Below are 23,523 nucleotides of genomic sequence, written 5' to 3' on the forward strand. Positions count from 1 at the left end.
GCATGAAGCTCGGTGCCGTCATCATCACGATGGGCAACCGCCCCGACGATCTGCGCGCCCTGCTCGACTCCGTCACCAAGCAGGAGGGCGAGCCGGTCGAGGTGGTCGTGGTCGGCAACGGCGCCCCCGTGACCGGTGTGGACGGCTTCCCGTTCGTACGGACCGTCGATCTGCCCGAGAACCTGGGGATCCCGGGCGGGCGCAACGTCGGCATCGAGGCATTCGGGCCCGCCGGTACGCAAGTCGACGCGCTGCTGTTCCTCGACGACGACGGTCTGCTGCCCGACAACGACACCGCGGAACGGGTGCGCCGGGCCTTCGCCGACGATCCGAGCCTGGGCATCGTCAGCTTCCGGATCGCCGACCCGGAGACCGGTGCCACCCAGCGCCGCCATGTGCCGCGGCTGAGGGCGTCCGACCCGATGCGCTCCTCGCGTGTGACGACCTTCCTGGGCGGCGCCAACGCCGTCCGCACCGAGGTCATCGCGCAGGTCGGCGGGCTCCCGGACGACTTCTTCTACGCCCACGAGGAGACCGATCTCGCCTGGCGGGCGCTGGACGCCGGCTGGATGATCGACTACCGCTCCGACATGGTGCTGCACCACCCCACCACCCCGCCGTCGCGGCATGCGGTCTACCACCGCATGGTGGCTCGCAACCGAGTGTGGCTGGCTCGTCGCAATCTGCCTGCGCCCCTGGTGCCGCTGTATCTCGGCGTGTGGATTCTTCTCACACTCGCCAGGCGTCCTTCGACGTCGGCGCTCAAGGCGTGGTTCGGTGGATTCAAGGAAGGCTGGACGACTCCGTGCGGACCCCGTAGGCCCATGAAGTGGCGTACGGTGTGGCGGCTGACAAGGCTGGGCCGACCACCGGTCGTATGACCGGCCGTGGTCTGAGAGCATCGGGCGTAATCCGGGTCCTGGCCGCCACCTGAGCGCCCAAACTGACGCGCATCTTGAACACGAAAGTTTCAACTTGTGAGTGACACAACCCATGACGGAGCGATCGTGACGACCGCTCTGCCATCTCCCGACGCCGGGCTGAAGCCGGCGGAGCTGGCCGCCAAGTACGGCCTCTCGGTGAGCGGTGCCCGACCGGGGCTCTTCGAGTACGTCGGGCAGCTCTGGGGCCGCCGGAACTTCATCCTCGCGTTCTCGTCGGCGAAGGTCACGGCCCAGTACAGCCAGGCCAAACTCGGTCAGCTGTGGCAGGTGGCGACGCCACTGCTGAACGCGTTCGTCTACTACCTGATCTTCGGGCTCATCCTCGGCGCGGGTCGCGGGATGTCCAAGGAGGTCTACATCCCGTTCCTGGTGACGGGTGTGTTCGTGTTCGCCTTCACCCAGACCTCGGTGACCGCCGGGGTGCGGGCCATCTCCGGCAACCTGGGCCTGGTGCGGGCCCTGCACTTCCCGCGCGCCTCGCTGCCGATCTCGTTCGCGCTCCAGCAGCTCCAGCAGCTGCTGTTCTCGATGATCGTGCTGGTGCTCGTCGCGGTCGGGTTCGGCAGCTACCCCTCGCTCAGCTGGCTGCTGGTCGTCCCGGCGCTGGCGCTCCAGTTCGTGTTCAACGCCGGACTCGCGCTGATCATGGCGCGCTGGGGCAGCAGCACCCCCGACCTGGCCCAGCTGATGCCGTTCATCATGCGCACATGGATGTACGGCTCCGGCGTGATGTTCTCGATCAAGGAAATGCTCGCGGACAAGCCGGCCTGGATCGCCGAGGTCCTGATGTACAACCCGGCGGCCGTCTACATGGACCTCATCCGCTTCGCCCTGATCGACGGGTACGACAGGTCGAACCTGCCCACGCATGTCTGGTTCGCTGCCCTGGCCTGGGCGGTCCTACTGGGCGTGGTCGGCTTCGTGTACTTCTGGAAGGCGGAGGAGCGTTATGGCCGTGGCTGACGACATCAGGGACATCGGCGACATCGGGACGCGGAGTGACGCTCGTGTGCCCACCGTCATCGCCGACGATGTCCATGTCGTGTACCGCGTCAACGGGGCGAGCAGCGGCAAAGGCAGCGCCACCGCCGCCCTGAGCCGGATCCTCAAGCGCGACCGCGGCGAAGAGGTACGCGGGGTCCGCAAGGTGCACGCCGTGCGCGGTGTCACCTTCACCGCCTACCGCGGCGAGGCAATCGGCCTCATCGGTACCAACGGTTCCGGCAAGTCGACCCTGCTGCGTGCCATCGCAGGACTGCTGCCCACCGAGAGCGGCAAGGTCTACACCGACGGTCAGCCCTCGCTGCTGGGAGTGAACGCCGCGCTGATGGGCGATTTGACTGGTGAGCGCAACGTCATCCTCGGCGGTTTCGCCATGGGTATGTCGAAGGAGGAGATCCGCGAGCGGTACCAGGGCATCGTCGACTTCTCCGGCATCAACGAGAAGGGCGACTTCATCACGCTGCCGATGCGCACGTACTCGTCCGGTATGGGTGCTCGGCTGCGGTTCGCCATCGCCGCCGCCAAGGACCACGACGTCCTCATGATCGACGAGGCGCTGGCCACGGGCGACCGGAAGTTCCAGATCCGCTCGGAAGAGCGCATCCGCGAGCTGCGCAAGCACGCGGGCACGGTGTTCCTGGTGAGCCACAGCCTGGGCTCCATCCGGGACACCTGCGACCGGGTGCTCTGGCTGGAGAAGGGCGAGCTGCTGATGGACGGACCGACCGCCGAGGTGCTCAAGGCGTACGAGCGGGAGACCGGGAAGTAGCGGGAGACCGGGAAGTAGGCGTCCCGGTCCCGGCGGCAGGCGATTGCGGCGGCTGGGGCCCACCGGAGCGACCGGTCGGGCCCGCCGCCGGGTGCGGTCGGGCCCCGCTGGGGGTGCGGCTGCGGTGCGGCGGACGGGTGCAGCGCGCAGGTATGTCGATCGGTCGTCAATCCCTGTGCCACCTGAGGTGGTTGGTCACGGATCGCAGTGCTCTTGTGACGCTCGCAGTACCCCGCCATGGACCTCGGGGCTGTACAACGTAAGCTGTGCCGGTGCTGATTCACGGCGGCGTGTCCGAAATAGGATGTATTGGGTCGGCAGTGTAGAACGGGAGATGTGACGGCTATGACGGAAGATCTCCAGCTCCGCGCGCGCGGTGCCGTCCCCGCAGCGGGCAGCCCGACGTGATGGGAACCCGGCAGGTGCGCCCCGACGCCTCCCCGCGCACCACACTGGACAAGGCTGCGGACGAGAACTTTCCCGTGGCCCCCTTCTTCCTGCCGAGGTCCTGGCGCGACGACCTGATGGCGGTGTACGGGTACGCCCGGCTCGTCGACGACATCGGCGACGGTGACCTCGCATCCGGTGGCGCGGACGCCGTCCACTTCGGGCTTGACCCCGCCCAGGCCGCGGACCGGTTGGTGATGCTCGACGCGTTCGAGGCCGATCTGCGGCGGGTCTTCCCCGACCCGGCCGCGGACGCCGACGGCCGCGTGGACGGGCACCCGGGCGAGGAGAGCACCCCGCACCATCCGCTGCTCCGCGCCCTGGCGTCCACGGTGCGCCGTCACTCGCTCACCCCCGAGCCGTTCATCGGGCTGATCGAGGCCAACCGCCAGGACCAGCTCGTCAGCCGCTACGAGACCTACGGGGACCTCGTCGCCTACTGCGCGTTGTCCGCCGATCCCGTGGGCCGGCTCGTGCTCGCCGTCACCGGCAGCACCAGTCCCGAGCGGGTGCGCCTGTCGGACTCCGTATGCACCGCGCTCCAGATCATCGAGCACCTCCAGGATGTCGCGGAGGACCTGGCGGCCGACCGGATCTACCTCCCCGCCGAGGACATGGAACGCTTCCGGGTGACCGAGGCGGATCTCGCCGCCCCGACCGCCGACGCTCAGGTGCGCGCGCTGGTCGCCTTCGAGGCGGACCGTGCGGGACGGCTGCTCGGTGACGGTCTTCCTCTCGTGGGCAGCGTGCACGGCAGGCTCAGGCTGCTGCTCGCCGGTTTCGTGGCGGGTGGGCGCGCCGCCATCGCGGCGATCGAGGCCGCCGGGTATGACGTACTCCCCGGACCACCCAGACCGACCAGGGCGGGACTGATGCGCGAAGTGGGAGTTGTCTTGCGTAGAGCCGGTAGAGAGGGGTGAGTCGCGGTATGCAGGGGCACTCGCCCGTGTCCGCGCCGGTGCGGGCCGCTTACAGCTACTGCGAGGCGGTCACCGGGCAGCAGGCGCGCAACTTCGCGTACGGGATCCGGCTGCTGCCGACGGACAAGCGGCAGGCCATGTCCGCGCTGTACGCGTTCTCCCGCAGGGTCGACGACATCGGTGACGGTGGTCTCGGCGCGTCGGCCAAGCGCGAGCGGCTCGAATCGACCCGTGAACTGCTCAGCCGGATCCGCGGCGACAAGGTCGACGAGGACGACACCGATCCCGTGGCCGTGGCGCTCGCCGACGCCGCGCGACGCTTCCCGATCCCGCTCGGTGGACTCGACGAGCTGATCGACGGTGTCCTCATGGACGTCCGCGGCGAGACGTACGAGACCTGGGACGACCTGAAGGTCTACTGCCGGTGTGTCGCGGGCGCCATCGGCCGGCTCTCGCTCGGAGTGTTCGGTACGCAGCACGGTGCGCGGGGCGCCGACCGTGCCTCCGAGTACGCCGACACCCTGGGGCTCGCCCTCCAGCTCACCAACATCCTCCGCGACATCCGCGAGGACGCGGCGGGCGGTCGCACCTATCTGCCGTCCGACGACCTCGCCAAGTTCGGCTGCTCCACGGGTCTCACCGACCCGGTGCTGCCCGAGGGCGCGGACTTCGACGGCCTCGTCCACTTCGAAGTGCGGCGTGCCCGGGGCTTGTTCGTGGAGGGCTACCGGCTGCTTCCCATGCTCGACCGGCGAAGCGGTGCCTGTGTCGCGGCCATGGCCGGGATCTACCGGCGGCTGCTCGACCGCATCGAGCGCGACCCCGGCGCTGTGCTGCGCGGCCGGGTCTCGCTGCCGGGCCATGAGAAGGCCTATGTCGCCATGCGCGGTCTGTCGGGGTTCGACGCCCGGCATGTCTCCCGGCATGTCATCCCGCAGGCCGTCAGGAGGCGCACCTGATGCGGTTCGGTACCACCTGCTCCTCCCGTTCGTCCCCCGCTGCCGAAAGGTCCCGTACGCTCCGTACTCCCGAGAGTCGTCCCCGCCGTGCCCGATGTGATCGCTGTGACTGCCGTGCTCTGAGTGTTCACGGTGTCGCCCGTTGTGTACCGTGTCCTCCGGGCATCCGTAACCGGTGTGCAACCCTCCGCGACATCGCCGCGTCTGTGACCATGGCGGAGGGCGGTAGCGCGGGGGACACGCAAGCCAGTGCGGCGCCGGCGTACCTGCCGTGCTTCGAGGCCGGGGAGGGTCCATGACGGCACACGGCGCCACAAGGGCGCAGCCGCACGCGGTGGTCGTCGGTGGGGGACTCGCCGGTGTCACCGCGGCCATGCGCCTCGCCGATTCCGGACTGCGTGTCACCCTGGTCGAGAACCGGCCGCGTCTCGGCGGTCTCGCCTTCTCGTTCCGACGCGGTGAGCTGAGCGTCGACAACGGTCAGCACGTGTATCTGCGCTGCTGTACCGCCTACCGCTGGTTCCTCGACCGCGTCGAGGGTACGCGGCTGGCCCCGCTCCAGGACCGGCTGGACGTCCCCGTGCTCGATGTCGCCGACCCGCGCCGCCCGCGGCTCGGGCATCTGCGCCGAGCCGCGCTGCCGGTGCCGCTGCACCTCGCCGGTACCCTGGCCGGGTATCCGCATCTGTCGCTCGCCGAGCGGGCGGCCGTGGGGCGTGCCGCGCTGGCACTCGCGCGCCTCGACCTCGCCGACCCCGCCCTGGACGCCGTGGACTTCGCAGGCTGGCTCGGTCGGCACGGCCAGTCCCGGCGCGCCATCGAGGCGCTCTGGGACCTCGTGGGGGTGGCGACCCTCAATGCCACGGCTGACCAGGCGTCACTGGGCCTGGCCGCGATGGTGTTCAAGACCGGGCTGCTCTCCACGCCCGGTGCCGCCGACATCGGCTGGGCCCGTGTCCCGCTCGGCGACCTCCACGACACGCTGGCCCGCAAGGCTCTCGACTGCGCCGGGGTCCGCACCGAACTACGGACACGTGCCAGTGCGGTCACCCGCACCGACGACGGCCGCTGGAACGTCACAGCAGGCACACTGCGCCTCGACGCGGACACCGTCGTCCTGGCCGTCCCCCAGCGCGAGACCCACGCCCTGCTGCCGGAAGGCGCGCTCGACCAGCCGGACCGGCTGCTGGGCATCGGCACCGCGCCCATTCTCAACATCCATGTGGTCTACGACCGCAAGGTGCTGCGAAAGCCGTTCTTCGCCGCGCTGGGCAGCCCCGTCCAGTGGGTGTTCGACCGCACGGACGCCTCCGGGCTCACCGAAGGGCAGTACCTGGCCCTGTCCCAGTCCGCCGCTCACGACGAGATCGACACCTCGGTCACCGTACTGCGTGAACGCTATCTCCCCGAGCTCGAGCGGCTGCTGCCGGCCGCGCACGGTGCGGAGGTGCGCGACTTCTTCGTCACCCGGGAGCGCACCGCCACCTTCGCCCCCACCCCAGGCGTGGGCAGGCTCCGGCCTGCCGCTCGCACTCTTGCGTCCGGCCTCTATCTGGCCGGCTCGTGGACCGCCACCGGCTGGCCCGCGACCATGGAGGGCGCCGTGCGCAGCGGTATCAGCGCCGCTGCCGCCGCGCTGACCGATCTCGGCCGCCCCCATGAACATCCGCTCAAGGAGGCGGCATGACACCGAGCAGTGGAACCAGAGGAGAGAAAGTGCCGACTGCGCCCTCGGCGAACCCGGCTGTTGACACCGTGGACGTCACCGCGCTGCTCGAGCGCGGGCGGACGCTGTCCACCCCGGTGCTGCGTGCCGCCGTGGACCGGCTCGCGCCGCCCATGGACACCGTCGCCGCCTACCACTTCGGCTGGATCGACGCCCACGGGCGTCCCGCCGACGGCGACGGCGGCAAGGCGGTACGGCCCGCCCTGACCGTGCTGTCCGCCGAGGTCGCCGGGGCAGCCCCCGAAGTAGGTGTTCCCGGCGCCGTCGCCGTCGAACTGGTGCACAACTTCTCGCTGCTCCACGACGATCTGATGGACGGTGACGAGCAGCGCCGCCACCGCGACACGGTGTGGAAGGTGCACGGCCCCGCCCAGGCCATTCTGGTCGGGGACGCGCTCTTCGCCCTGGCCAACGAGGTCCTGCTGGAACTCGGCACGGCCGAGGCCGGCCGCGCCACCCGCAGGCTGACCGCCGCCACCCGCAAGCTCATCGACGGCCAGGCCCAGGACATCTCCTTCGAGCACCGCGAGCGGGTCACCGTCGAGGAATGCCTGGAGATGGAGGGCAACAAGACCGGCGCGCTGCTCGCCTGCGCCGTGTCCATCGGTGCGGTACTCGGCGGCGCCGACGACCGCACCGCGGACACCCTGGAGGCCTACGGCTACCACCTCGGTCTCGCCTTCCAGGCCGTGGACGATCTGCTCGGCATCTGGGGTGATCCCGTGTCGACCGGCAAGCAGACCTGGAGCGACCTGCGCCAGCGCAAGAAGTCGCTTCCGGTCGTCGCCGCGCTCGCGGCCGGCGGCTCCGCCTCCGAGCGGCTCGGTGAGCTGCTCGCCGCGGATGCGAAGAGCAGCGACTTCGACAGCTTCTCCGAGGAGGAGTTCGCCACCCGGGCAGCGCTGATCGAGGAGGCCGGCGGTCGGCAGTGGACCGCCGACGAGGCCCGTCGGCAGCACGCGATCGCCGTGGACGCGCTGGACCGGATCGAGATGCCCGACCGGGTGAGGGCCCAGCTCGTCGCGCTCGCCGACTTCGTGGTCGTACGCGAGAGATGACCGTGGCGGTACGGAGCGCCGGGCGCGCGGTCGGTCGCGGAGCCGACGACACGGCCGGTCGCGGAGTCGATCAGGCGAGAGGGAAGACCGCGCGAGAGATGATCACGCCCAACCGCATATGAGCTCGCAGTCGCCGGCCGGTACCTCTGACGGTACCGGCCGACGGCAGACCCGCAGCAGCAGAGATTCCGACTGCATGAAGGGGAAGCCATGACAGCGACGACCGACGGAAGCTCCGGGACTCCAGGACCCCGCGCAGCCGTGGCCGGCGAACCGATCGACGCAACCGCCGACCCGGCTCCACCGGCCGGTCCACCTCCCGGCGCGGCCGCAGCCCCATCGGAGCCGACCGAGTCCGGTCCGACGGGTGAGGTGCTCTTCGCCGCCGAACGCGCGGCGCAGCGGTCCGCCGAGTATCTGCTCGGCCTGCAGGACTCCGCAGGCTGGTGGAAGGGCGACCTCGAGACCAACGTCACGATGGACGCCGAAGACCTGATGCTCCGCCAGTTCCTCGGCATCCAGGACGAGAAGACCACGCTGGCCGCTGCCCGCTTCATCCGCGGCCTGCAGCGCGGCGACGGCGCCTGGGCCACCTTCCACGGCGGTCCTGGGGAGCTCTCCGCCACCGTCGAGGCCTATGTGGCGCTGCGCCTCGCAGGTGACCGGCCCGGCGACCCGCACATGGACCTGGCCGCGGCCTGGATCCGCGGGCAGGGAGGGATCGCGGCGAGCCGGGTGTTCACCCGCATCTGGCTGGCGCTCTTCGGCTGGTGGAAGTGGGAGGACCTGCCCGAGCTGCCGCCCGAACTGATCTTCCTGCCCTCGTGGTTCCCGCTGAACATCTACGACTTCGGCTGCTGGGCCCGTCAGACCATCGTCCCGCTCACCATCGTCTCCGCCAAGCGACCCGTACGCCCCGCGCCATTCCCGCTCGACGAGTTGCACACCGACCGGCACCGTCCCTGCCCTGCACGACCACTGGCACCGGCAGCGAGTTGGGACGGGCTCTTCCAGCGTCTCGACAAGGCCCTGCACGGTTACCGCAGGATCGCGCCGCGCCCGCTGCGCCGTGCGGCGATGAACGCCGCTGCCCGCTGGATCGTCGAGCGGCAGGAGAACGACGGCTGCTGGGGCGGCATCCAACCGCCCGCCGTCTACTCGCTGATCGCGCTCCACCTGCTCGGATACGACCTCCGGCACCCGGTGATGCGTTCGGGCCTCGAGTCGCTCGACCGCTTCGCCGTCTGGCGGGACGAGGCGACGGAACGGGACGGCGGGCACACCGGTGGTCCGGTGCGCATGATCGAGGCATGCCAGTCCCCGGTCTGGGACACCTGCCTCGCCACCATCGCGCTCGCCGACGCCGGACTGCCGGGGGACCATCCGGCGCTGGTGAAGGCCGCCGACTGGATGCTCGCCGAAGAGGTCGTCAAACGCGGGGACTGGGCCGTACGCAGACCCCGGCTCGCCCCCGGTGGCTGGGCCTTCGAGTTCCACAACGACAACTACCCCGACATCGACGACACCGCCGAGGTCATCCTGGCCCTGCGCAGGGTCGGACACCCCGATCCGGAACGGATCGAAGGGGCGATCGCCCGGGCGGGCAACTGGACGCTCGGGATGCAGTCGAAGAACGGCGCCTGGGCCGCGTTCGACGCCGACAACACCAGCCCGCTGCCCAACCGGCTGCCGTTCTGCGACTTCGGCGAGGTCATCGACCCGCCGTCCGCGGATGTCACGGCGCATGTCGTGGAGATGCTCGCGTACGAAGGCCGGGCCCACCACCCCCGTACCCGAGCGGCCGTCGAGTGGCTCCTCAGCGAACAGGAGCCGAACGGTGCCTGGTTCGGGCGTTGGGGTGTCAACTACCTCTATGGAACAGGCTCGGTGGTGCCCGCCCTCACCGCAGCGGGGCTGCCCGCCGGGCACCCGGCCATCCGGCGGGCCGTCCGCTGGCTCGACTCCGTGCAGAACGGCGACGGCGGCTGGGGCGAGGATCTGCGTTCCTACCGGGACACCGGGTCCGTCGGCAAGGGCGTCTCCACCGCGTCGCAGACCGCCTGGGCTCTGCTCGCCCTGCTGGCAGCGGGGGAACGGGACGGAAAGGCGGTCGAGCGGGGCATCGCCTTCCTCGGTGAAACGCAGCTCCCGGACGGTTCCTGGGACGAGCCGTACTTCACCGGCACCGGCTTTCCCTGGGACTTCTCCATCAACTACCACCTCTACCGGCAGGTCTTCCCGCTCACGGCGCTCGGCCGCTATGTGCACGGCGAGCCCTCCGCCCGCCGGAACAGGATCTGAGCGTGGACGCCCGGGATTCCGGCACCCCGGACTCCGACGCACCCACCGCGCGGTCCGATGGTGGGATGCCCGAGTTGCTGATCGCCTGTGCCCTCGGCATCGAGCGGCTCGCCCTGCGCGGCGGGCGCAGGGGCCATGCCGACGCGCCGGGGCCGGTGACCGTGCTCCGCACGGGGATGGGCCCGGCGAACGCGCGGCGCGCCGTCGATCGCGCGCTCCTCGCCCCTCGGCTGCGTGACGCCGCTGTCCTGGCATCGGGCTTCTGCGCCGGGCTGGTCCCGGGAATGCATCCCGGCGACCTGGTCGTAGCCGTCGAGACCCGCGGCCCCTGGGGCGCCACTCCCTGCGACGATGCCCCGCTGCTCGTCCGGGAACTGGCCCGCGTCCTGCCGCCCGGACACACAGTCCACTGCGGCCCGCTCGCCGGGACCGACCATGTGGTGCGCGGCCAGGAACGGACGGCGCTCGGCGCCACCGGCGCGATCGCGGCGGACATGGAGTCCGCCGCCACGCTCCACAGCGCTCTGAGCGCCGGTGTGCGCCCCGTTGCGGCCGTCCGGGTGGTCGTGGACGCTCCAGAGCATGAACTGGTCCGCATTGGCACGGTCCGCGGTGGAATATCGGCAATCCGTGTCCTGCGTGCCGTCCTTCCTGCTTTCCATGAATGGCACCGTTCTTCGCTGCTCCCCAGGAGGTGAGCCAGATGGCCATGCCGCTTCGCCAATCCATCAGGGTCGGGACCTACCTCTTCGAACAGAAGCTCCGCAAGCGGGAGAAGTTTCCGCTGATCGTGGAGCTGGAGCCGCTGTTCGCGTGCAATCTGAAGTGCGAGGGCTGCGGGAAGATCCAGCATCCGGCAGGCGTGCTCAAGCAGCGCATGCCCGTCGCCCAGGCGGTCGGAGCTGTGCTGGAGTCCGGGGCGCCGATGGTGTCCATCGCCGGTGGCGAGCCATTGATGCACCCTCAGATCGACGAGATCGTGAAGCAGTTGGTGGACCGGAAGAAGTACGTCTTCCTGTGCACCAACGCGATGCTGCTGCGCAAGAAGATGGACGCCTTCACCCCGTCGCCGTACTTCGCCTTCGCCGTCCATATCGACGGCCTGCGCGAACGGCATGACGAGTCCGTCGCGAAAGAGGGCGTCTTCGACGAGGCGGTGGCGGCCATCAAGGAGGCCAAGCAGCGCGGCTTCCGGGTCACCACCAATTCCACCTTCTTCAACACCGACACACCCCAGACCATTATCGAGGTGCTGAACTACCTCAACGACGAGCTCGAGGTGGACGAGATGATGATCTCGCCCGCCTACGCCTATGAGAAGGCGCCCGACCAGGAGCATTTCCTCGGAGTCGAGCAGACCCGGGAGCTCTTCCGGAAAGCCTTCGCGGGAGGCAACCGAAAGCGCTGGCGGCTGAACCACTCACCCCTCTTCCTGGACTTCCTGGAAGGCCGGGTCGACTTCCCGTGCACGGCGTGGGCCATCCCGAACTACTCGCTCTTCGGCTGGCAGCGGCCGTGCTATCTGATGAGCGACGGCTACGTACCGACGTACCGTCAACTGGTCGAAGAGACCGACTGGAGCAAGTACGGCCGGGGCAAGGATCCGCGCTGCGCCAACTGCATGGCGCACTGCGGCTATGAGCCCACCGCGGTACTCGCCACCATGGGCTCTCTCAAGGAGTCGCTGAGGGCTGCCCGGGAGACCATGTCCGGCAACCGCTGACTGGGAGAGAGCGAGGGGCGCGGGCGATGAGCGAGGGTTTCGACCTCGGACGGCTGCTGAGGGAGCGCGGCGGCGAGCGCTATGAGCTGCACAGCCGGTACCTCAACCACCAGCTGCCGCGCATGCTGCACACCATCGGGTTCGACAAAGTGTACGAGCGCGGTGAGGGCGCGTACTTCTGGGACACGGACGGAGCCGACTACCTGGACATGCTCGCCGGATTCGGTGTCATGGGCCTCGGTCGGCACCATCCGGTCGTGCGCAGGGCGCTGCACGACGTCCTCGACGCCTCACTCGCCGACCTCACCCGCTTCGACTGCTCGCCACTGCCCGGGCTGCTGGCCGAGAGGCTGCTGACCCACAGTCCGCACCTGGACCGGGTGTACTTCGGCAACAGCGGTACGGAGGCCGTCGAGGCGGCCCTGAAGTTCGCCAGGTACGCCACCGGCAGGCCCAGGGTGCTCTATTGCGCGCACGCCTTCCACGGGCTGACCACCGGCTCGCTCTCGATCAACGGAGAGGCGGGCTTCCGTGACGGCTTCGCCCCGCTGCTTCCCGACACGGCCGTCGAGCTCGGAGATCTGGCGGCCCTGGAACGTGAGCTGGGGCGCGGAGACGTTGCGGCCTTCGTCGTGGAACCCATCCAGGGCAAGGGCGTGCACGAGGCTCCGCCCGGGTTCCTGGGCGCGGCGCAGGAACTGCTGCGCCGCAACGGCGCCCTGCTGATCGCCGACGAGGTGCAGACCGGCCTCGGCAGGACCGGTGACTTCTACGCCTACCAGCACGAGGAGGGGGTGGAGCCCGACCTGGTGTGCGTCGCCAAGGCTCTCTCGGGCGGCTACGTCCCGGTCAGTGCGACGCTCTGCCGGGATTGGATCTTCAAGAAGGTGTACTCGTCCATGGACCGGGTGCTGGTGCACTCGGCGAGCTTCGGAGCGAACGCGCAGGCGATGGCCGCCGGGCTCGCGGTGCTGGCGGTCCTGGAGGACGAGCGGCTCGTCGCCAACGCGCGAACCACCGGCGAACTGCTGAAGTCCCGGCTCGCGGCGCTCGTGGACCGCTATGAGCTGCTGAAAGAGGTCCGGGGCCGGGGCCTGATGATCGGCATCGAGTTCGGCAGGCCGTCATCGCTGAGACTGCGCGGCCGGTGGACCATGTTGCAAGCCGCTCGCAAGGGGCTTTTCGCGCAGATGGTGGTGTCGCCGTTGCTTGAGAAGCACCGCATCCTCACTCAGGTCTCGGGGGACCACATGGAGGTGATCAAGTTGATTCCCCCGCTGGTCATCGGGGCGGCGGAGGTCGACCGGTTCGTCGCCGCGTTCACCGCTGTGATGGACGAGGCGCACGGCGGCGGGCTGATGTGGGACTTCGGCAGGACTCTGGTGAAGCAGGCCGTGGCCCAGCGATAGGCTTGCTGATTTGCCCCAGAGGCAAAGAGTTTGCCTCTGGGGAAAGACCCTGGCGCAATGGACGCATGAGCCTTTCCGCCTCAGGCCCCGCAGAGCAGTCGGAGCACCCGGGCCGGCCGTCGGACGACCTGCCCGACATGGCCCCCCGCCTGCGGGCCCTGCGCCGCCGTCGCGGCCTCACCCTGGAGGCCGCCGCCCAGCGGGCGGGCCTGTCGCCCGCGCATCTGTCCCGGCTGGAGACCGGTCGGCGGCAGCCTTCGCTGCCGATGCTGCTCACCCTCGCGAGGGTCTACGGCACGACCGTCGCCGAACTGCTCGGCGAGCACCCACCGGAACGCGACTCCGTCATCCGCGGCGGCAGGATGGGTCCCGCGGAAGCCGACGGCTGGAGCTACCGGCAGGCCGGCGGGCGGGGGCGCGCCATGCAGGCCCTCAGGGTGCGGGTGCCTTACGGAGCCCAGGGCGATCTCGTGCGGGTCCACCCGGGCGAGGAGTGGCTGCACGTACTGGAGGGACGACTGCGGCTCGGCCTCGGCGACACCGTGCACGAACTCGACCCGGGGGACAGCGCCCATTTCGACTCGCTCACACCGCACCGTATCGCCGCAGCCACGCCAGGCGGCGTGGAACTGATGTTCGTCCACACCCTGCTGCAGAGCCCCGATCCGCATGCCCGCCCGCACACCCGAGGAGAAGCGTGATGACTGAAAAGCGTGGAAAGTCGCGATCGAGCGATCAGAGGTTCCCGCTCGGACTGGCTGTCCGTCTTTTCGCCTATCTCGTCGCGGGGCACCTGTTCGCGGCGTTCCTCTATCTGCTGTTCACCGTCGGCGGGCAGTGAGTCCCGAGCGGGCAGGTGCTCAGACCGATCCGTCCAGCAGGCGGTCGCGCAGCCGCTCCCGGGTTGCGGAGGTGAGGCCGAGTCCCTCGGTCAGATAGCGCTCAGTGCCGCCCCAGGTCTCCTCGATGGTGTCGAAGGCGGCCGCCAGGTACTCCGCACGCGCGTCGAAGAGCGGTCGCAGCAGCTCCATGACCTCAGGGGACATTCCGGCCGGTGATGTGTCGCTGCGGCGCACCCTGTAGCGGCGGTGGGGGTCGTTCGACTTCAGATAGTCGGCCTCGATGGCGTCCCGCTCGACGCCGACCGCGAGCAGTGAGATCGCGATCGACAGGCCCGCGCGGTCCTTGCCCGCAGCACAGTGCATCAGTGCGGGGACGCTGTCCTCGGCCAGGGAGTGCAGGACCCGGCTGTGCTCGTCCGTCCGTTCGCGGACCATCTTCCGGTACGAATCGGACATCCGGTCGGCGGCCTTGCCCTCGGAGAGGATCGAGCGCAGCTGCTCCAGATCGCCGTCATGCACCATCCTCCAGAACTCGGCGCCGTCGGCGGGGTCGCTGAGCGGGATGTTCACGTTCCGCACCCCGGGCAGCTCGACATCGGGCCCCTCCAGCCTGTGGTCGGCGGAGTTGCGGAAGTCGAAGATCGTGTGGAGTGCGAGGGAAGTCAGGAACGCTGCGTCGTCGGCGGTGGCATGGGCGAGGTGCCCGCTGCGGAACAGCCTGCCGTGTCGCACCCGGCGCCCGTCCACGGTCGGCAGTCCACCCACGTCCCGGAAGTTGCGCACGCCCGAGAGTTCGGGCTCGGTCGAGGGGGCCTGGGGCAGCTGCTGTGTCACGGGGGCTCCTCCGTGTCTGCGGTGGGTGTCGCACGCCGACGGCGGTGTGCACCCGACCATACGACATGGATTCCCCAAAAAATCACCCCGCCCGATGCGCTCCTCTCTGGGTTGAATGCGGCTTGTGTCCGTTTTAGTTGATTAAGGCAGAGTGCACCCATTGGTAATGGGATGGTATTCCCGTCGTGAGCGGGATCATATTCGTGACGGTCCGTCGCCGTGTCTCCCCATCAAAACCCTTTGCCTATAAGGCGATCAAAGATCCGTAATCCACGCAGAGTGACCGTAAAATCCCCGTTGATATCGCGCGGGCGAATGCCGACTGAATAGCACTGCTTGTACGGCTCGTCCGACTCGCCTACGGTCACCGCAATCCGGTCGGACCGCCGAATCCTGCCGCCGACCGGAATTCCGCACACACCCACGCGTGGCAGGAGCGGGGGACCCAGGTAAGCCGCCGTCCCGGGATTCCGGACGGCTAGGGGTGTAGTCGCGCCTTCGCGCGGCCGGGCAGCTCCAGCCCGAATCCGACAGCTCACCTCGCAGGCGCCGGAGAGGAATTCGCCATGCCCGGACGGGGTAAGCACCGCCGACCGAAGACCAGCCCGCTCGCCCGCGGATTCGTTGCCGCGGGTACGGGTGGCGCCGCCATCGCACTACCGCTCATCGGCGCCGCGGGTGCGGCGCACGCCACGGGGCAGTCCGCTCCCACGGTCACCGCCGAACGCACCGCCGCCATCCGCCAGGCCGCAGTCCCACAGGCCGTCGCCGCACCGAAGTCGCCCAAGACCTACACGGTCGCGCCCGGCGACCACCTCTCCAAGATCGCCGTCGAACAGCGGGTTCGTGGCGGCTGGCAGAAGCTGTACGCCGACAACCGCGAGGCTGTCGGTGAGAATCCCTCGCTGATCCACCCGGGCCTCAAGCTCGCCCTCGGCGCCCCGGCGAGGGCCGCGGCCCCGGCGGAGCGCCCCGCCCAGGCGCCGGCGCGGCCGGACCGGGCCTCGCGCTCGGCCGACCGTACCGCCGACGCCCCCAAGACGGCCCCGACCGCCCCGCAGATCAAGTCCGAGGCCAAGGCCAAGGGTGAGTCCGCGGTCAAGGCCAAGGTCGAGGCTGCCGCGGCTCCCGAGGTCCCGGCCCCGCAGGACAAGGCGTCCTTCTACTCCGCCCCGGTCACCGGAGGTGTCAGCACCGCGTACCGCACCCCGGGTGCCCTGTGGTCCAGCGGCTACCACACCGGTCTCGACTTCATCGCCTCCACGGGCACCTCGGTCAAGTCCGTCGGTCCCGGCTCTGTCGTCTCGGCCGGTTGGGCGGGAGCGTATGGGAACCAGGTCGTCATCCGGCACACCGACGGCACCTACGCCCAGTACGCTCACCTCTCCGTCCTGTCCGTCTCGGCCGGACAGGACGTGAGCGGCGGACAGCAGATCGGCCTCTCCGGCTCCACCGGCAACTCCACGGGTCCGCACCTCCACTTCGAGATCCGCACCGCACCCGGCTACGGCTCCGACATAGATCCGCTGGCCTACCTCCGGAAGCACGGCGTCCGCCTCTGAACCACCTCTCCGACTGAGGCGACGTCTAGGTGACTGGTGTTAAGCGGGTCGTCCTGGGCGTGCGGTGTCGCCGTTGGGGGTGTCAGGGTCGTGGTTGCTGGCTGGTGGTCGGGCGGCGTGTGGGCGGTTCGTGGCCGTCGTGGGGGCTGTTGAGGGCTTGGCACGGCCGCGTGCGGGTCGTTTGCATGGTCCAGGGCGCCCTCGGGACGGTCAGCCGGCGGCGACCGCCCACTTGTCACTGCCTGTGGACATGATTCCGAGCACGCCGAGCCGCGCGACGTTGACGGCGGCGGCCAGCAAGGAGAAGTCGGCGGCGATCTTGGCCCGGCCCCGCACCCGGGCGCGGCGTCCGCCGTGTCGCCGCCGCATCAGGTGGGCGATCTTGCGTTCGACCTTGGGGCGGGTGGCCCGGTAGGCGGCCAGCCAGACGGGGTCCGCACTGCGAGCCCGGCCCCGGGCCAGGTGTTCTTCGTGAGGGCCGATGGTGATGACGCGTCCGTTCCTGGCGGTAGTGCACTGCGCCGCAAGGGGGCAGGCGGCGCAGGCGGTCTTGAAGCAGGCCGTCCCACCGCCATCAGACTTCGGGCGGATCGCGGCGGTCACCTGGTTCGGGCAGGTGACCTGCCCTGCCTCCAGATCGATGGTGAAGGCGTCCTTGGAGAACCGCCCACCGGGCGCGTTGGCCGCCTGCACCTTGACCATCACCCGGGCGCCCGCGTCGTCCAGCTCGGCCAGCAGCGGCCCGGTCCCGTAAGCGGCGTCGCCGTAGACTTCGGCCCGCGCCTGGTCTGCCTGCTCGGCGGCAGGTGGTTGGAGAACGTCGGCGAGCAGGTCGGCGGCGGGCTCGGCATCGCCGGCGTTGCCCGCCGTGACCTCGGTCGCGGTGATGACCTCGCTGTCGGGTTCCTCGGCCACATGACCCTTGTAACCGTCGAAGGACCGGCGGACGGTCTTGTGGCCGTGCCGGGCCTCGGGATCAACCGTGGAGATGACCCGGTCCGCGGCCACCTTGCGGGCGATCTTGAAGACGCCCCCGTCCTGCTCCAGGTCCTGGCCCAGCACGGTGGCCAGCAACCGCGCGGCCTGGCCCACATCCCCGGGCACGGCCCGGCCGTCCAGCACGGTCAGCAGCGCGAACCCGTCACGGGCCCGCGAATCGATGAGGGCTTCCCGCTCGGCCGCGTCCGTCCAGTCGATGACCGGCTTGTCCGTGCTGGTGTAGGCGTCCCCGCTGGAGATCACCGCCCGCAGCTCGGCCCGCAGCACGTGATCGGCCGCCCGCAGCAGGCCGCGGATGGCCGAACGGATCAGCGTGATGGTGTCCTGCGTGGCCACCGCGTCATAGATCGGTGCCGAGTCCAGCACCCTCCTGCGGCCGACCAGTCCGGCTTGTGCAGCAACCTCTACCGTCCGCTCGAAGATCCGGTTCGGCCGGGCGGAAGCGGCAAGCCTCGCCCGCATGTCGACCAGCACGGTGTGCACGAACCCCGGATGGTCGAAGTCCAGCCCGCCGGCGGCGTACTTCCAGCGCACATCGAACGCGAACCGCTCGACCGCCTCGCGATCGGACAAACCCTCCAGACGCTGCAGGACCATCACGACCGCCACGATCATCGGCGGCACCGACCTGCGGCCGTCCTCGGCGAACAGATCGGCGAACATCTCATCGGGGAACAACGCCCGGCACTCGCGGTGCAGCACCGCGTAGATCGAGTTCGGCGCCAGCCGACCCTCGCAGAAACCCACTGTGGAGGAGAGCAACCCCGGCTGCATCGGAGTCCGGCCCACTGCCATCGCTCAACCTCTCCCCACACCCAGCGACCAACACCCCGCAGCCTGACACAGGACGAAGACCCAGCGCGAGCTCACACGATTAACACCAGTCACCTAGAGACCTCCGCCGCTCCCCACCTGACGGGGGGAGCGGCGGACGCATGTGCGGTGCCGCTATTCCCGTCCGCCGGGAGCCGGCTCGGTGGTCTATGTCACGCCCCGTCAACCCCTCCTACGGTGGCGTAGGTCACTTCCGGCCGTGAATGATGTCGTGACGTGGCAGACGATTCGAGATCGACAACAGACACGGCATTCGGGTCGTACGCGGCGATCGGTGACAGCTTCACCGAGGGCGTGGGGGATCCGGGGCCCGACGAGCAGTTCGTCGGCTGGGCAGACCGCCTCGCCGTGCTGCTCGACGACCGTGTACCGGAGCACACCTTCCGTTACGCCAACCTCGCCGTGCGCGGCAGGCTTCTCGACCAGATCGTGGCGGAGCAGGTCCCCCGAGCGAAGGAACTCGCCCCCGACCTGGTGACCTTCTGCGCGGGGGGCAACGACATCATCCGGCCCGGCACCGACCCCGACGACGTCGCCGAGCGCTTCGAGCGCGCCGTGGCCGACCTCCGCGCATCCGTCGGCACCGTCATGGTGACCACCGGGTTCGACACCCGTGGCGTGCCCGTACTCCGCCATCTGCGCGGCAAGATCGCCACGTACACCGCGCACGTACGGGCCATCGCCGACCGCCATGGCTGCCCGGTGCTCGATCTCTGGTCGCTCAGGTCCGTCCAGGACCGCCGCGCCTGGGACGACGACCGGCTCCACCTCTCACCGGAAGGCCACACCCGCGTCGCCCTGCGTGCCGCCCAGGTGCTCGGCATCGAGGTCCCCGCCGACCCGGACCAGGAGTGGCCCCCGCTGCCGCCCCGCAACACGCTGGATGTCCGCCGCGACGACATCAACTGGGCCAGGGAGTACTTGGTCCCGTGGATCGGCAGGCGGTTGCGAGGTGAGTCCTCGGGCGACCATGTGGAGCCGAAGCGTCCCGATCTGCTGCCTCTCTGAGGCGTGCACCGCGCCCTACGGGGACCGCTCGGTGTGTTCGCGGGCGGGGATCCGCTCCAGGACCCCGCCCGCGAACACGTCGTACAGCGGCAGCGACTCCAGATGGATACGGCCGACACGGCAGTCGCAGACAGCACTCGCCCGTGCGGCACCAGCCTGGTCAGCTCGGCGGCGGTGAGGAAGGTCGGGATGCCCCCACCGAAGGCCGCCGCGGTGAACCGCACCGGACGTCCCCCAGGGTTTCCCGGACCGCCGTGCCTACGGGGTCTGCCGGGTGAGCGCCCCGCGTTCGAGATCCAGCTCGCGGGCCAGTGCCTCGTCCGTCCAGGCCAGCATCGCGGCCCGGGTGAGCGTGCCGCCATAAGCGGTCATCTGTACGGCCAGGCCGTCCAGCAGGGCCGTGAGCCGCCAGGCGGCGGAGGCGGGGTCGGAGCAGTGGAACTCGCCCGCTGCCGTGCCTTCGGCGATGACCGCGGTCATCGCGGCCTTCCACTGCTGGTCGAGGTCGCGCGCGACCACGCGCAGCGCGGGGTCGCGCAGCGAAGACGCCCAGCCTTCGATCCACAGCCGCCAGCCCTTGGCCTTGCCCGTGGGGGCGTACCAGCGAACAGCGGCGCGCAGTCGGCGCAGCGCGGAGGTACGGCGGCCCAGAATGCGGCGGAGACGGGACAGGTCAGCGTCGGCGGCGTGCGCGAAGGCGGCGGCGACCAGCTTTTCCTTGGTCTCGAAGTGGTACAGGACCAGCGCGTTGCTGACTCCGAGCGACGCGGCGACATCGGCGACGCGTACGGCCGTCACACCGCGGGCCTCGATCTGTGCCACGGCGGCGCGCAGCAGTTCCTCGCGCCGTTCGGCCACGCTCAACCGGACTCTCGCCACGCGGTCACCCTACACACGCGTGTACGAGCCGGACGGGGCTTCGCCACGGATGCCCTCAGCCGTACCAGCCATAGCGTTCCGTGATCACCGGCAGTCGTTCGGCGGCGATCGCGTGCGCGGCGGCACGGGGGGTGGTGGCGTCCGCCTCGGCGCGGGCGAGCATCTGGTCGACCAGGGCGCGCATGGAACGGCGGGTGTGGGCGAAGGCCTCGTCCGCGTCGGCGGCGATGTCGCCGAAGAGGGTCCACCACCACCAGGCGTTGGTGCCCGAGTTCACGACCACATCAGGCAGCACCGTCACCCCGCGGGCGGCGAGGAGGCGTTCGGCGTCGGGAAGCACCGGCATATTGGCCGCCTCGACGATCCAGCGGGCCCGCACCCCGGCCTGGTTGGCCGGGTCGACGGCATAGGAGACGGCGGCGGGGACCAGCACATCCGCGTCGGCCGAGAGCCAGGCTTCACCCGGCAGTTCGGTGTCGTGCGACCGCAGCGCGCTGCGATCCACCGTGCCGTACGCGTCCCGCGCGGCGAGGAGGGACTCCACGTCCAGGCCGTCGGGGTTGGCGATGGTGCCCTTGACATCCGCCACGGCGACGATACGCAGGCCTGCCCGGGACAGGAACCGCGCGGTGGCTCCACCCATCGTGCCGAACCCCTGCACGGAGACCCGGGCTCCGGCCCGGACGGTGCCGGCGCGGTCGAGAGCGGTGAGCACCGACTCGGCGACACCGCAGCCGCCGACCAACTCGTCGAGGCCGATGCCGTCGACCTCGATGGCGAAGGCGTCCGCGAGCCGCCTCCGTGCCGCCGACTCGTCGTCGAGCAGTCGGAACACAGCCTGCACGGACGAGACGAGTCCCGCCTCCGCGGCTGCCCGGTCGACCAGGTCCTGACTGAGCCCCAGGTCCTCCCCTGTGGTCCAGCAACTCTCGATGTAGGGACGCATCGCGCGCAGATAGCGGACGAGTACGCCGTAGGCCTCCGGGTCCCGCGGGTCGCAGTCGATCCCGCCCTTCGCGCCACCGAGCGGTACATAGCGAGCGGTCGGGTCGTCCGCGTGGAAGTGCAGGGCCTCCTTCATGGTCATACCGCGCGCCAGCCCGGCGACCTCGTCCAGGGTGCATCCCGCGCGCATCCGCAGTCCGCCGCTGGCCACCCCGCGTACGAGACGGTCGACCACCAGATGGCCCTGTCGCCCCGTCACCTGGTCGGTCCAGGTGAGCGAGATGAGCGGAGCGGCGGTGGTGTCCACGGCGGACATGGAGCCTCCAGCGGGGTGACGGACTGAACCGTCGGTCAGTATCTGGAGACCGCGGACTCGTGTCAACGCGATATCCGCGCAGGCCGGAGGCAGCAACACGGCCGGTCCGTACGCCATGGCACCCGCCGACCTGATGTGACATGCCTCATCGTCGGGAATCAGCCGCCCCACGGGCGCGTTCCCGCACTGTCGTACCCCCGCACATAATGGAAGTCCCGCAAGGAAGACTTCCGGACCCCAGGAGGCCCAGTGGCCGGCGCCGCAACCCCGAGTTCCCTGCGCTCCAGGCTGCGGTCCCTGCGCCCAGCCGCGTTCGGGGCCGACCCGGACGGGGAGCGGATGGAGCGGATCCGCCGCTCGCCCAACTTCGCGGACGGGGTCTTCCGGAACCCGGTGGATGCCAGGACCAGGCCGTCCGGCTCCACGTTCGAGTTCGCGAAGATCTACTTCGAGCGGGAGGCCCGCCGGCTGCGTACGCCCGCCGCGCCCATTCCGCTGTACCTCGACGCCCTCGCGGATCTGGCGGCGCCGCCCGCCACGGGACTCCGGCTCACCTGGACGGGTCATTCGAGCGTCCTGGCCGAGATCGACGGCCGCCGGGTGCTCTTCGACCCGGTGTGGGGCTCGCGCTGCTCGCCGTTCGCGTTCGCCGGCCCCAAGCGGTTGCATCCCGTGCCCGTACCGCTCACCGCACTCGGTCCGGTGGACGTCGTGGTGATCTCGCACGACCACTACGACCATCTGGACATGCCCACGATCCGCGCCCTGGCGTCCACGGACAGCGTGTTCGTGGCACCTCTCGGCGTGGGCGCGCACCTGGAGCGCTGGGGTGTGTCCGAGACCCGGCTGCGTGAGCTCGACTGGGGCGAGTCGGCTGAGATCGCGGGGCTGCGGCTGACCGCCACCCCGGCCCGCCACTTCTGCGGGCGCGGGTTGCGCAACCAGCAGCACACGCTCTGGGCCTCCTGGGCGGTGCTCGGGCTGTCCGGCGGCCACCGCCTCTTCCACAGCGGTGACACCGGCTACTTCCCGGGCTTCAAGGAGATCGGCGCCGAACACGGCCCGTTCGAGGCGACCATGATCCAGATCGGTGCCTACAGCGAGTACTGGCCAGACATACACATGACCCCGGCCGAAGGCCTGCAGGCCCACCGGGACCTCCAGGGCGGCCGGCCGACCGGGGTGATGCTGCCGATCCACTGGGCGACGTTCAACCTCGCGCCGCATCCGTGGGACGAGCCCGGCGAGGGCTGTGTCAGCGCCGCGGCGGCGAGCGGAGCGCAGCTCGCTCTGCCGCTGCCGGGGCAGCCCTTCGAGCCCACCGCGCCCGGTGTCCCCGCCACGCCCTGGTGGCGCCCGATCTCAGCGTCCCCCTCGGCTGCGCCGGCAACGGCCACCGCCCCGGCGCCGGGGGGTTCCGCGCCGCGGAGCCCCGGAGCCGGTGCGAGCGGCACCGACGCGGAGGCTCCCGAGGCTGCCCCGGCGGGCTGAGACGCGTACCACTGCGAGCGAATGGGGTTCATCCTGCCGTGACCTGATGGGTCCTCACCGGCTCGCGCCTTCCCTGAGCCTGGCCTGGGAGGTGCCCCGGCACGGCTGAGTTCCATCGTCACGTCGTCGTGCGGGTGTGCGGCGAAGAGCGCCGCCGCGGCGTCCAGGAGTTGGCGAGGGGCGGCGCGGCATCTCCCGGGCTCGCCGGGTCCGACGCCTCGGTGAGTCATGGAGGGCGTGACGCCTGGGGAATGTGACCCGGTGCGGGCTTGGCGGGGAGGGGGAAGGGCCTCCCGTCAAGCGCGTACCCGGCTCGCTCCCCGCAGGTGCTGGTCGTCCAGGCGCCCGTGGCCGCGTCACCGTCGTCAGCGACGGAAGGGAGAGGTCCCTGTTTGAGCGCGGTGGGATTTCGTTCTGCCGTACGAAGGCTCATACCAGAGACGGACCCTTCCCGGGCAAGTTTGTCAACTGCCCACCGCAGATGAACGGTTGACGACTACCGTGTGTGTCCGGTGATCAACGGTGGGCTCACGTCGTCTTGTGGTGCCCGTCCGC

20 protein-coding genes, 1 pseudogene and 1 riboswitch are annotated in these 23,523 nt (G+C 70.1%); of the genes and pseudogenes, 16 read left to right on the forward strand and 5 right to left on the reverse strand.

Annotated elements, in window-relative coordinates:
* Positions 1 to 2: 2 nt before the first annotated feature.
* The 13 genes from V1460_RS14230 (at position 3) to V1460_RS14290 (ending at position 14,099) form a co-directional block, all read left to right on the forward strand.
* Positions 3 to 881 carry a glycosyltransferase gene (locus tag V1460_RS14230; protein WP_338678049.1) on the forward strand — a complete coding sequence of 293 codons (879 nt, stop codon included), beginning with the start codon at positions 3 to 5 and terminating at the stop codon, positions 879 to 881.
* Between the two features lie 96 nt (positions 882 to 977).
* Complete coding sequence (locus tag V1460_RS14235; RefSeq protein WP_338674090.1) at positions 978 to 1,907, forward strand: ABC transporter permease; 930 nt, start codon at positions 978 to 980, stop codon at positions 1,905 to 1,907.
* Complete coding sequence (locus tag V1460_RS14240) at positions 1,894 to 2,715, forward strand: ABC transporter ATP-binding protein (protein ID WP_338674091.1); 822 nt, start codon at positions 1,894 to 1,896, stop codon at positions 2,713 to 2,715. Before V1460_RS14235 ends, V1460_RS14240 begins: the two co-directional genes overlap by 14 nt.
* A 407-nt stretch (positions 2,716 to 3,122) precedes the next feature.
* On the forward strand, positions 3,123 to 4,082 hold the full coding sequence (gene hpnC, locus V1460_RS14245; RefSeq protein ID WP_338674092.1) for a squalene synthase HpnC: 960 nt from the start codon (positions 3,123 to 3,125) through the stop codon (positions 4,080 to 4,082).
* An 8-nt stretch (positions 4,083 to 4,090) separates the two neighbouring features.
* Complete coding sequence (gene hpnD / locus V1460_RS14250; RefSeq protein WP_338674093.1) at positions 4,091 to 5,041, forward strand: presqualene diphosphate synthase HpnD; 951 nt, start codon at positions 4,091 to 4,093, stop codon at positions 5,039 to 5,041.
* 295 nt (positions 5,042 to 5,336) lie between these two features.
* Positions 5,337 to 6,728 carry a hydroxysqualene dehydroxylase HpnE gene (gene hpnE, locus V1460_RS14255; RefSeq protein WP_338674094.1) on the forward strand — a complete coding sequence of 464 codons (1,392 nt, stop codon included), beginning with the start codon at positions 5,337 to 5,339 and terminating at the stop codon, positions 6,726 to 6,728.
* Positions 6,725 to 7,825 carry a polyprenyl synthetase family protein gene (locus V1460_RS14260; protein ID WP_338674095.1) on the forward strand — a complete coding sequence of 367 codons (1,101 nt, stop codon included), beginning with the start codon at positions 6,725 to 6,727 and terminating at the stop codon, positions 7,823 to 7,825. Before hpnE ends, V1460_RS14260 begins: the two co-directional genes overlap by 4 nt.
* A 210-nt stretch (positions 7,826 to 8,035) precedes the next feature.
* Positions 8,036 to 10,126, forward strand: a complete 2,091-nt coding sequence (gene shc / locus V1460_RS14265) for a squalene--hopene cyclase (protein ID WP_338674096.1) — start codon at positions 8,036 to 8,038, stop codon at positions 10,124 to 10,126.
* A gap of 65 nt (positions 10,127 to 10,191) precedes the next feature.
* Entirely contained in the window at positions 10,192 to 10,824 is a 633-nt protein-coding gene (locus V1460_RS14270; RefSeq protein WP_338678050.1) for a 1-hydroxy-2-methyl-2-butenyl 4-diphosphate reductase, read from the forward strand.
* Between the two features lie 5 nt (positions 10,825 to 10,829).
* Positions 10,830 to 11,849: an adenosyl-hopene transferase HpnH gene (gene hpnH / locus V1460_RS14275; protein WP_338674097.1), complete on the forward strand. Its 1,020-nt coding sequence runs from the start codon at positions 10,830 to 10,832 to the stop codon at positions 11,847 to 11,849.
* A gap of 26 nt (positions 11,850 to 11,875) precedes the next feature.
* Positions 11,876 to 13,258: an aspartate aminotransferase family protein gene (locus tag V1460_RS14280; RefSeq protein WP_338674098.1), complete on the forward strand. Its 1,383-nt coding sequence runs from the start codon at positions 11,876 to 11,878 to the stop codon at positions 13,256 to 13,258.
* A gap of 65 nt (positions 13,259 to 13,323) precedes the next feature.
* Positions 13,324 to 13,959, forward strand: coding sequence for an XRE family transcriptional regulator (locus V1460_RS14285; protein WP_407077455.1), 636 nt, complete (start codon positions 13,324 to 13,326; stop codon positions 13,957 to 13,959).
* A complete protein-coding gene (locus V1460_RS14290) occupies positions 13,959 to 14,099 on the forward strand; it encodes a DUF6126 family protein (protein ID WP_338674099.1) in 141 nt (46 codons plus the stop codon). Before V1460_RS14285 ends, V1460_RS14290 begins: the two co-directional genes overlap by 1 nt.
* A gap of 19 nt (positions 14,100 to 14,118) precedes the next feature.
* Here V1460_RS14290 and V1460_RS14295 read toward each other — a convergent pair whose 3' ends face one another.
* A complete protein-coding gene (locus V1460_RS14295) occupies positions 14,119 to 14,934 on the reverse strand; it encodes a tyrosine-protein phosphatase (protein WP_338674100.1) in 816 nt (271 codons plus the stop codon).
* A gap of 408 nt (positions 14,935 to 15,342) precedes the next feature.
* Positions 15,343 to 15,496: riboswitch (cyclic di-AMP (ydaO/yuaA leader) on the forward strand.
* Between the two features lie 4 nt (positions 15,497 to 15,500).
* Between V1460_RS14295 and V1460_RS14300 the strand changes: the two genes are divergently transcribed.
* On the forward strand, positions 15,501 to 16,496 hold the full coding sequence (locus V1460_RS14300) for a LysM peptidoglycan-binding domain-containing M23 family metallopeptidase (protein WP_338674101.1): 996 nt from the start codon (positions 15,501 to 15,503) through the stop codon (positions 16,494 to 16,496).
* Between the two features lie 210 nt (positions 16,497 to 16,706).
* On the opposite strand, the gene V1460_RS14305 is transcribed toward V1460_RS14300, so the two are convergent.
* Positions 16,707 to 18,290: an IS1182 family transposase gene (locus V1460_RS14305; protein WP_338674102.1), complete on the reverse strand. Its 1,584-nt coding sequence runs from the start codon at positions 18,288 to 18,290 to the stop codon at positions 16,707 to 16,709.
* Between the two features lie 255 nt (positions 18,291 to 18,545).
* Here V1460_RS14305 and V1460_RS14310 point away from each other — a divergent pair, with 255 nt between their 5' ends.
* Positions 18,546 to 19,337: an SGNH/GDSL hydrolase family protein gene (locus V1460_RS14310; RefSeq protein ID WP_338674103.1), complete on the forward strand. Its 792-nt coding sequence runs from the start codon at positions 18,546 to 18,548 to the stop codon at positions 19,335 to 19,337.
* A gap of 15 nt (positions 19,338 to 19,352) precedes the next feature.
* Here the strand turns inward: V1460_RS14310 and V1460_RS14315 are convergent.
* The 3 genes and pseudogenes from V1460_RS14315 to V1460_RS14325 all read right to left on the reverse strand — a co-directional run.
* Positions 19,353 to 19,472 (reverse strand): annotated as a pseudogene (locus V1460_RS14315) (radical SAM protein); the annotation flags it as partial.
* A 123-nt stretch (positions 19,473 to 19,595) separates the two neighbouring features.
* Positions 19,596 to 20,216: a TetR/AcrR family transcriptional regulator gene (locus V1460_RS14320; protein WP_338674104.1), complete on the reverse strand. Its 621-nt coding sequence runs from the start codon at positions 20,214 to 20,216 to the stop codon at positions 19,596 to 19,598.
* 55 nt (positions 20,217 to 20,271) lie between these two features.
* A complete protein-coding gene (locus tag V1460_RS14325) occupies positions 20,272 to 21,477 on the reverse strand; it encodes a Glu/Leu/Phe/Val dehydrogenase dimerization domain-containing protein (protein ID WP_338674105.1) in 1,206 nt (401 codons plus the stop codon).
* Positions 21,478 to 21,726: 249 nt separating this feature from the next.
* On the opposite strand from V1460_RS14325, the gene V1460_RS14330 reads away from it, so the two are divergent.
* The gene (locus V1460_RS14330; RefSeq protein WP_338674106.1) at positions 21,727 to 22,968 is read left to right on the forward strand and encodes an MBL fold metallo-hydrolase; all 1,242 of its coding nucleotides are present in this window, start codon (positions 21,727 to 21,729) and stop codon (positions 22,966 to 22,968) included.
* Positions 22,969 to 23,523: the final 555 nt, after the last annotated feature.

Origin of the sequence: Streptomyces sp. SCSIO 30461 (assembly GCF_037023745.1) — a bacterium.
In the GTDB taxonomy this organism is placed as follows: Bacteria; Actinomycetota; Actinomycetes; order Streptomycetales; family Streptomycetaceae; genus Streptomyces.

Bases quoted from the DNA above. Each gene is read 5' to 3' on its own strand.
- V1460_RS14270 (WP_338678050.1), top strand. From the start codon at position 10,192: ATGCCCGAGTTGCTGATCGCCTGTGCCCTCGGCATCGAGCGGCTCGCC.
- V1460_RS14300 (WP_338674101.1), top strand. From the start codon at position 15,501: ATGCCCGGACGGGGTAAGCACCGCCGACCGAAGACCAGCCCGCTCGCC.
- V1460_RS14325 (WP_338674105.1), bottom strand. From the start codon at position 21,477: ATGTCCGCCGTGGACACCACCGCCGCTCCGCTCATCTCGCTCACCTGG.
- V1460_RS14290 (WP_338674099.1), top strand. From the start codon at position 13,959: ATGACTGAAAAGCGTGGAAAGTCGCGATCGAGCGATCAGAGGTTCCCG.
- hpnH (WP_338674097.1), top strand. From the start codon at position 10,830: ATGGCCATGCCGCTTCGCCAATCCATCAGGGTCGGGACCTACCTCTTC.
- V1460_RS14285 (WP_407077455.1), top strand. From the start codon at position 13,324: ATGAGCCTTTCCGCCTCAGGCCCCGCAGAGCAGTCGGAGCACCCGGGC.
- V1460_RS14240 (WP_338674091.1), top strand. From the start codon at position 1,894: ATGGCCGTGGCTGACGACATCAGGGACATCGGCGACATCGGGACGCGG.
- V1460_RS14280 (WP_338674098.1), top strand. From the start codon at position 11,876: ATGAGCGAGGGTTTCGACCTCGGACGGCTGCTGAGGGAGCGCGGCGGC.
- V1460_RS14305 (WP_338674102.1), bottom strand. From the start codon at position 18,290: ATGGCAGTGGGCCGGACTCCGATGCAGCCGGGGTTGCTCTCCTCCACA.
- hpnE (WP_338674094.1), top strand. From the start codon at position 5,337: ATGACGGCACACGGCGCCACAAGGGCGCAGCCGCACGCGGTGGTCGTC.
- V1460_RS14230 (WP_338678049.1), top strand. From the start codon at position 3: ATGAAGCTCGGTGCCGTCATCATCACGATGGGCAACCGCCCCGACGAT.
- V1460_RS14260 (WP_338674095.1), top strand. From the start codon at position 6,725: ATGACACCGAGCAGTGGAACCAGAGGAGAGAAAGTGCCGACTGCGCCC.
- shc (WP_338674096.1), top strand. From the start codon at position 8,036: ATGACAGCGACGACCGACGGAAGCTCCGGGACTCCAGGACCCCGCGCA.
- hpnD (WP_338674093.1), top strand. From the start codon at position 4,091: ATGCAGGGGCACTCGCCCGTGTCCGCGCCGGTGCGGGCCGCTTACAGC.
- hpnC (WP_338674092.1), top strand. From the start codon at position 3,123: ATGGGAACCCGGCAGGTGCGCCCCGACGCCTCCCCGCGCACCACACTG.